The following is a 5,471-nucleotide window of genomic DNA, read 5'->3' as shown; positions in this document are numbered from 1 at the left end:
CCGCTACGTAGGGCGTTGTCATGCCGGCTGCCGCCATGGCGGGGGAGCCGTCTGGCTCTTCCCGGGATGCTGGAGTATGGCCCGATGCGGGTTTTGGTCGTGAGCAATGACTTTCCGCCACGTCCAGGTGGAATTCAGGCATATGTGTATAATTTTGCCAGCCGGTTACCTGCCGGAGAGGTGATTGTCTACGCTCCCGCGTGGAAGGGCTCGTCCGTATTCGACGCGGCCGCCCCGTTTCCCGTGGTGCGGCATCCGACGACACTGATGCTGCCCGTCCCGGACGTGCTGCGCCGGGCCCGAATGATCGCCCGCTCGGAGGGCTGCGACGTCGTGTGGTTCGGAGCGGCCGCGCCATTGGGTCTGCTCGCGGCCGGTCTGCGCCGTGATCCGGGGGTGGGCCGGATCGTCGCGAGCACGCACGGTCACGAAGTGGGCTGGGCGGCGCTGCCGGGCCCGCGGCAGGTGCTACGCCGCATCGGGCGGACAGTCGACGCCGTCACCTACCTCACCGACTACACCAGGGCGCGACTCGCGCCGGCCTTCGGCCGGCATCCGACCCTCGCCCAGCTACCCAGCGGCGTCGACACCGGGTTCTTCCAGCCGGGTGTGGGACGTGACGACATCCGCAGGCGTCACGACCTCGCTGACCGCCCGGTCGTGGTGTGTGTGAGCAGGCTGGTCGAGCGCAAGGGCCAGGACATGCTGATCAAAGCTCTGCCGGCCTGGCGGCGGCGGGTGCCCGGGACGGCGCTGCTGCTGGTCGGCGGGGGTCCGTACCGGCCGTCGCTGGAACGCCTGGCCCGCGAGGCCGGCGTGGCCGAGCACGTGGTGATGACCGGCTCGGTCCCCTGGGAGGAGTTGCCCGCCTACTATGCCGCCGGCGACGTCTTCGCGATGCCGTGCCGGACGCGGCGGGCGGGCCTGGAGGTCGAAGGCCTCGGGATCGTCTACCTGGAGGCGTCGGCCACGGGTCTGCCGGTTGTCGCCGGGCGCAGCGGTGGCGCGCCGGACGCGGTGCTCGACCGCCGGAGCGGAGTCGTCGTCGACGGCAGCGACCTGAAAGGGATAACCGACGCCGTCGGCAGCCTGCTGGCCGATCCTGACCGGGCACGCGCCATGGGTGCGTCCGGCCGCGCATGGGTCGAAGTGGCCTGGCGGTGGGACGTCCTCGCAGCGAGGCTACGCGACCTGCTGCTGCCCTCCCAATGACCCAGAAGCCCGGGTGCACCAGAAGTATGATCACACTGCCTTTGGCTCCGGGTGCGCAAAAAACATGATCGCGTTGTCGCTGGCCCTCTGGGGGTCTGTCTGACATGATCCCGGACGTGAGCCCCTCGCCCGTGCAGATCGACCTGATCGACGAGGTTTTCCTGGCCGCCGACCCGGCTGTGGTGTCCGCGGCGGTGCACGAGCCCGCATTGTGGCGTGCGTTGTGGCCGGATCTCGACCTCAGCGTTTTCCAGGACAGGGACACCGCGGGGCTGCGGTTCACGGTGACCGGTGCGCTGGTCGGCACCAGCGAGATATGGCTTGAACCGTGGGGTGACGGTGTTGTCGTGCACGTGTTCCTACGCGCTGACGCCACCCGCAGGGGGCAGCCGGCTCAGGTTCACCAGTTGCGTCCACGCGTTGCAGCGCGGTGGGCAAAGCGCCGCTCGCTGCATACCAAACGCCAGCTCAACGCGCTCAAGGATGTCCTTGAAGCAGGCCGTGAGCCCGGAGAGCCCGCAGCGCAACCCGCAAGGCCCGCGGCACCCGCAGGGCCCGCTATGCAACCTGCGGGGCCCGCCGCGCCGCAGGCGTCGTCCATAGGATCTCTCGGACGACCTGCGCGCCGTTAGAGCGCCCGGCGGGTTTTTCAGCCGGCGTGACCGTAGGCTTGCCGGGTATGAGGGTCCACGTGGTGAGTGACGTTCATGGCCGCGCTGACGCGCTCGCCGCCGCGGGGAAGGGCGCTGACGCCTTCGTCTGCCTGGGGGACCTCATTCTGTACGTGGACTACCGGGATCACAGCCGTGGGATTATGGGGGACCTGTTCGGTCCGGACGCGGTCGGAAAAATGATTCGGCTGCGGACCGAGCAGCGTTTCGACGAAGCCCGTGAATGGTCCCGTGGTTTGTGGGCTACCTTGGGTGACGACCGGCAGGCGATCGTCGAGCAGGCGATCCGCCGGCAGTACGAACAGATGTTCGCCGCTTTTCCCACACCGACTTTCCTGACCTATGGCAACGTCGATCTTCCGCACCTCTACCTGGACTATCTGCGTGACGGCGTCACGCTGCTCGACGGTGAGACGACCGAGATCGGCGGGTTGCGGTTCGGTTTCGTGGGCGGGGGTTTGCGCACACCCATGCGCACCCCCTACGAGATCGACGACGAAACCTACGCCGCGAAGGTCACGGCGGTCGGGGCGGTGGACGTCCTGTGCTGCCATATTCCGCCGCACCTGCCCGAGCTCGTGTACGACACGGTGGCCCGGCGTTACGAGCGGGGCAGCGTCGCGGTGTTGGAGGCCATTCACGAAATGAAGCCGCGGTACGTGCTCTTCGGGCACGTCCACCAGCCGTACCGGGACGTACTCGACATCGGACGAACGCGCTGCGTGAACGTCGGACATTTCAACGCTCAGGGGACACCGTTCGTGCTTGAGTGGTAGAGGGCGTCCGGTGGGCATTGGTCGTCCGGGTGTCGATCCGCGTGATTGGAGATCTGCTGGACACGCCCCCGGCAGTCGGCCGCGCCCGTAGCGGGTCCGGTAGCCTCGGCGGTCGGTCAGGATGATTATCCTGGCGTGTGGAGAGATCCTGGATGTCGGAGTAACCGGGATGTAACCGGGATGCCAGTGGCGCCGGGCACCCCCGGGTGAGTTGTGGAGGCACTGTCACCAATGGCGGACCACGCCCGAGCCACCATCACGATCAATGCGGAGCCCGCGGCCGTGATGGCCGCGATTGCCGATATCAACACATATTCGACCTGGTCGGGGCCGGTGGAACGGTCCGAGATCGTCGCGGCTGGGCCTGACGGTCGTCCCCGTCAGGGCCGTTTCCTGGTCAACGCGGTGGTGACGAAGGAGGAATTCGTCATCGAGTACACCTGGTCGGGTGATGATTCGGTCAGCTGGACCCTCGTCGAGGGAAACAACATGATCGCACAGGACGGCAGCTACGTCCTGCGCGATCTGGGTGGCGGTAGGACCGAGGTCGTGTACGACCTCACCGTCGACTTGAAGATCAAAATTCCGGGCCTGCTCCGGCGCAGGGTTCAAAGCGGCGTTGTCGACGCCGCTTTGAAGGACCTCAAGAAACACATCGAGAGCTGACTGCGCGTGCGATGCGTGCTCTTCACGGGCAAGGGGGGCGTCGGGACGACCACGGTCACCGCGGCGACGGCCACTCTGGCCGCTCAGCGCGGTAACCGGACGCTGGTGCTGTCCGCGGACCCGGCGCAGGGTCTCGCAGCGGTTCTCGACCATCCGCTGAGCACGGCTCCCGTCGAGATCGAGTCCGGCCTGTTCGCGCAGCAGGTGGACACCCAACGCGCCTTCGAGGACCGCTGGCCGACGATGGGAGCACCCCTGCGCCAGCTCTGGGAGGCCACCGGAGCAGACCCGATCGAAGCCGGTGAGCTGACGGTGCCCCCCGGCGCCGGAGAGGTTCTCACCCTCCTGCACCTGCTCGACCAGATCAGATCCGGGGACTACGACGTCATCGTGGTCGATGCCGGCCCGATCGCCCAGTTACTGCGCCTGTTGACCCTCCCGGAGACGCTGGCCTGGTACCTGCGCCGGATCGTTCCGGCCGACGGTCGGCTTGCTCGGCTGCTGCGCGGCGGCTCCCGGCGGCTTGGCCGCTCCGACTGGCCGGACGTCACGGCCGAACCGCTTGTGGGTGCCGCCGTACGGCTTCAATCGATCATGAATGAGGTTCGTGAGATCCTGTCCGACCCGTCGCGCTCCAGCGTGCGGCTCGTTCTGACACCCGAGACCGTCGTGGTCTCCCGGACACAGGCCGCGGTGGGCGCTCTCGCACTGCACGGATTCGGTGTGGACGCCGTGGTGGCCAACCGGGTGCACACCGATGCCGGTGGCGACGCCTGGCGGGCCGGATGGGCGGCCGTCCACCGTGACCAGCTGTCAGCCGTCGACCTGTCCTTTGCGCCGATCCCGGTCCTGCGCGCGGCCTACCGCGCCGGTGAACCGGTCGGCCTGGAGGAGCTCGCGGCCTTTGCCGCGGGTGCCTACTCGGCTTTGGACCCAGCCGCAGTCCTCGGTGGCGGCGGGCGGGCCGGTATCGGCCCGCTGCGGGTCGAGCGTGTCGGGGACGGCTTCTCGATCTCGATCGATCTGCCGTTCGTGGAGCGTTCCGAGATCGCCCTTGCCCGGCTCGGCGTGGACGAGCTGATGCTGTCCGTCGGGTCGCAGCGGCGGATGCTCACCCTGCCGTCCGCGCTGCGACGCTGTGACGTCAGCGGCGCGGTGCTGCGGGACGACCGGTTGGTGGTGTCCTTCGTGCCCGACCCGAGCCTGTGGGCGCGCACGTGACCCGTCTGGCGCCGGGTCCGCTCGCCCAGGAGGCCGCCCTGCTCGCCGCGGCCCTGCGTGACCTGCTCGCGCACCCGGCGGCACACGCCCACACCACCGATCACGCCAGCGCCACCGATCACAGCGGTGACGCCAGCCATGCCGGTGAGGACGTTCATACCGGCCGTGCCGGTCCTGGACCGGTGGGATCCGGGGTCCGCTCCGGCTCGCCGTCCGGTGGTGCTGGCAGCAGTGGTGCTGATAGCAGTGGTGTCGGTTGCGACTGTGGTTGCCGGCCGGAGAGCCACCACGACATCCGTCCGGACGGCGTCGCGATGACCATGTGCCAGGTGTGTCCGGTCTGCCGGCTGGTCACCACGCTGGCTGCGGGTCGGCCGGAGGTGGCCGTGCACCTGTTCGCGGCAGCCACCTCGCTGGCCGCGGCGGTGCGGGCGATACTCGCCGATCGTCCGAATGCCGGAGGAGACGGCGCGGCTGCGGCCGGTGCCGGCCGGGTGGACGACACTGATATGAGGGGAAGGACAACCGAGCGACCGGGGTCCGGGTCGCGTGTTCAGAGGATCGATGTCGAGTGATCACCGCAACGTCGTCGGGAACGAACGGCGCGCAGTCCGATCTGGTGATCGGCGTGGACGTCGGCGGCACAAAGATTGCCGCGGGTGCTGTCGACGAGGACGGGGCGATCCTGGCGTCGGTCCGGCGGCCGACGCCGAGCCAGGAGCCGGCCGCGGTGGCTGATCTGATCAACGCGGTGGTCGGCGAGCTGCGGGCGGCCGTGGCGCCGCGGCCGGTGCGGGCGGTCGGCATCGGGGCGGCGGGTCTGATCGACCGTGACCGCTCGCACGTGTTGTTCGCGCCGAATCTCGCCTGGCGTGACGAACCGCTGCGGGACGAGGTGAGCGTCCGCACCGGCCTGCCGGTGGTC

At 68.9% G+C, this 5,471-nt stretch carries 7 protein-coding genes; all 7 read left to right on the top strand.

What is annotated here, in order from left to right; translation table 11 throughout:
- Positions 1-84: 84 nt before the first annotated feature.
- Entirely contained in the window at positions 85-1,212 is a 1,128-nt protein-coding gene (locus DD1DGNOD_RS19135) for a glycosyltransferase family 4 protein (protein ID WP_131767844.1), read from the top strand.
- Between the two features lie 116 nt (positions 1,213-1,328).
- On the top strand, positions 1,329-1,844 hold the full coding sequence (locus tag DD1DGNOD_RS19130; RefSeq protein ID WP_206443302.1) for a polyketide cyclase / dehydrase and lipid transport: 516 nt from the start codon (positions 1,329-1,331) through the stop codon (positions 1,842-1,844).
- Positions 1,845-1,891: 47 nt separating this feature from the next.
- Positions 1,892-2,659 carry a metallophosphoesterase family protein gene (locus tag DD1DGNOD_RS19125; protein ID WP_131767843.1) on the top strand — a complete coding sequence of 256 codons (768 nt, stop codon included), beginning with the start codon at positions 1,892-1,894 and terminating at the stop codon, positions 2,657-2,659.
- Positions 2,660-2,890: 231 nt separating this feature from the next.
- Positions 2,891-3,325, top strand: coding sequence for an SRPBCC family protein (locus DD1DGNOD_RS19120; protein WP_131767842.1), 435 nt, complete (start codon positions 2,891-2,893; stop codon positions 3,323-3,325).
- Positions 3,326-3,340: 15 nt separating this feature from the next.
- The gene (locus tag DD1DGNOD_RS19115; RefSeq protein WP_165035137.1) at positions 3,341-4,546 is read left to right on the top strand and encodes an ArsA family ATPase; all 1,206 of its coding nucleotides are present in this window, start codon (positions 3,341-3,343) and stop codon (positions 4,544-4,546) included.
- A complete protein-coding gene (locus DD1DGNOD_RS19110; RefSeq protein WP_131770750.1) occupies positions 4,543-5,121 on the top strand; it encodes a hypothetical protein in 579 nt (192 codons plus the stop codon). Before DD1DGNOD_RS19115 ends, DD1DGNOD_RS19110 begins: the two co-directional genes overlap by 4 nt.
- A partial coding sequence (locus DD1DGNOD_RS19105; protein ID WP_131770753.1) for an ROK family protein occupies positions 5,121-5,471 on the top strand: 351 nt, incomplete at its 3' end. The genes DD1DGNOD_RS19110 and DD1DGNOD_RS19105, both read left to right, overlap by 1 nt.

Origin of the sequence: Candidatus Protofrankia californiensis, from assembly GCF_900634765.1 — a bacterium.
In the GTDB taxonomy this organism is placed as follows: domain Bacteria; phylum Actinomycetota; class Actinomycetes; order Frankiales; family Frankiaceae; genus Protofrankia; species Protofrankia californiensis.
The sequence above is the reverse complement of the archived record's forward strand: the minus strand, read 5'-3'. Positions and strand labels throughout refer to the sequence as shown.

What these genes read in the sequence shown, in the direction of transcription:
- DD1DGNOD_RS19135 (WP_131767844.1), top strand. Translation starts at nt 85, where the DNA reads ATGCGGGTTTTGGTCGTGAGCAATGACTTTCCGCCACGTCCAGGTGGA.
- DD1DGNOD_RS19125 (WP_131767843.1), top strand. Translation starts at nt 1,892, where the DNA reads ATGAGGGTCCACGTGGTGAGTGACGTTCATGGCCGCGCTGACGCGCTC.
- DD1DGNOD_RS19120 (WP_131767842.1), top strand. Translation starts at nt 2,891, where the DNA reads ATGGCGGACCACGCCCGAGCCACCATCACGATCAATGCGGAGCCCGCG.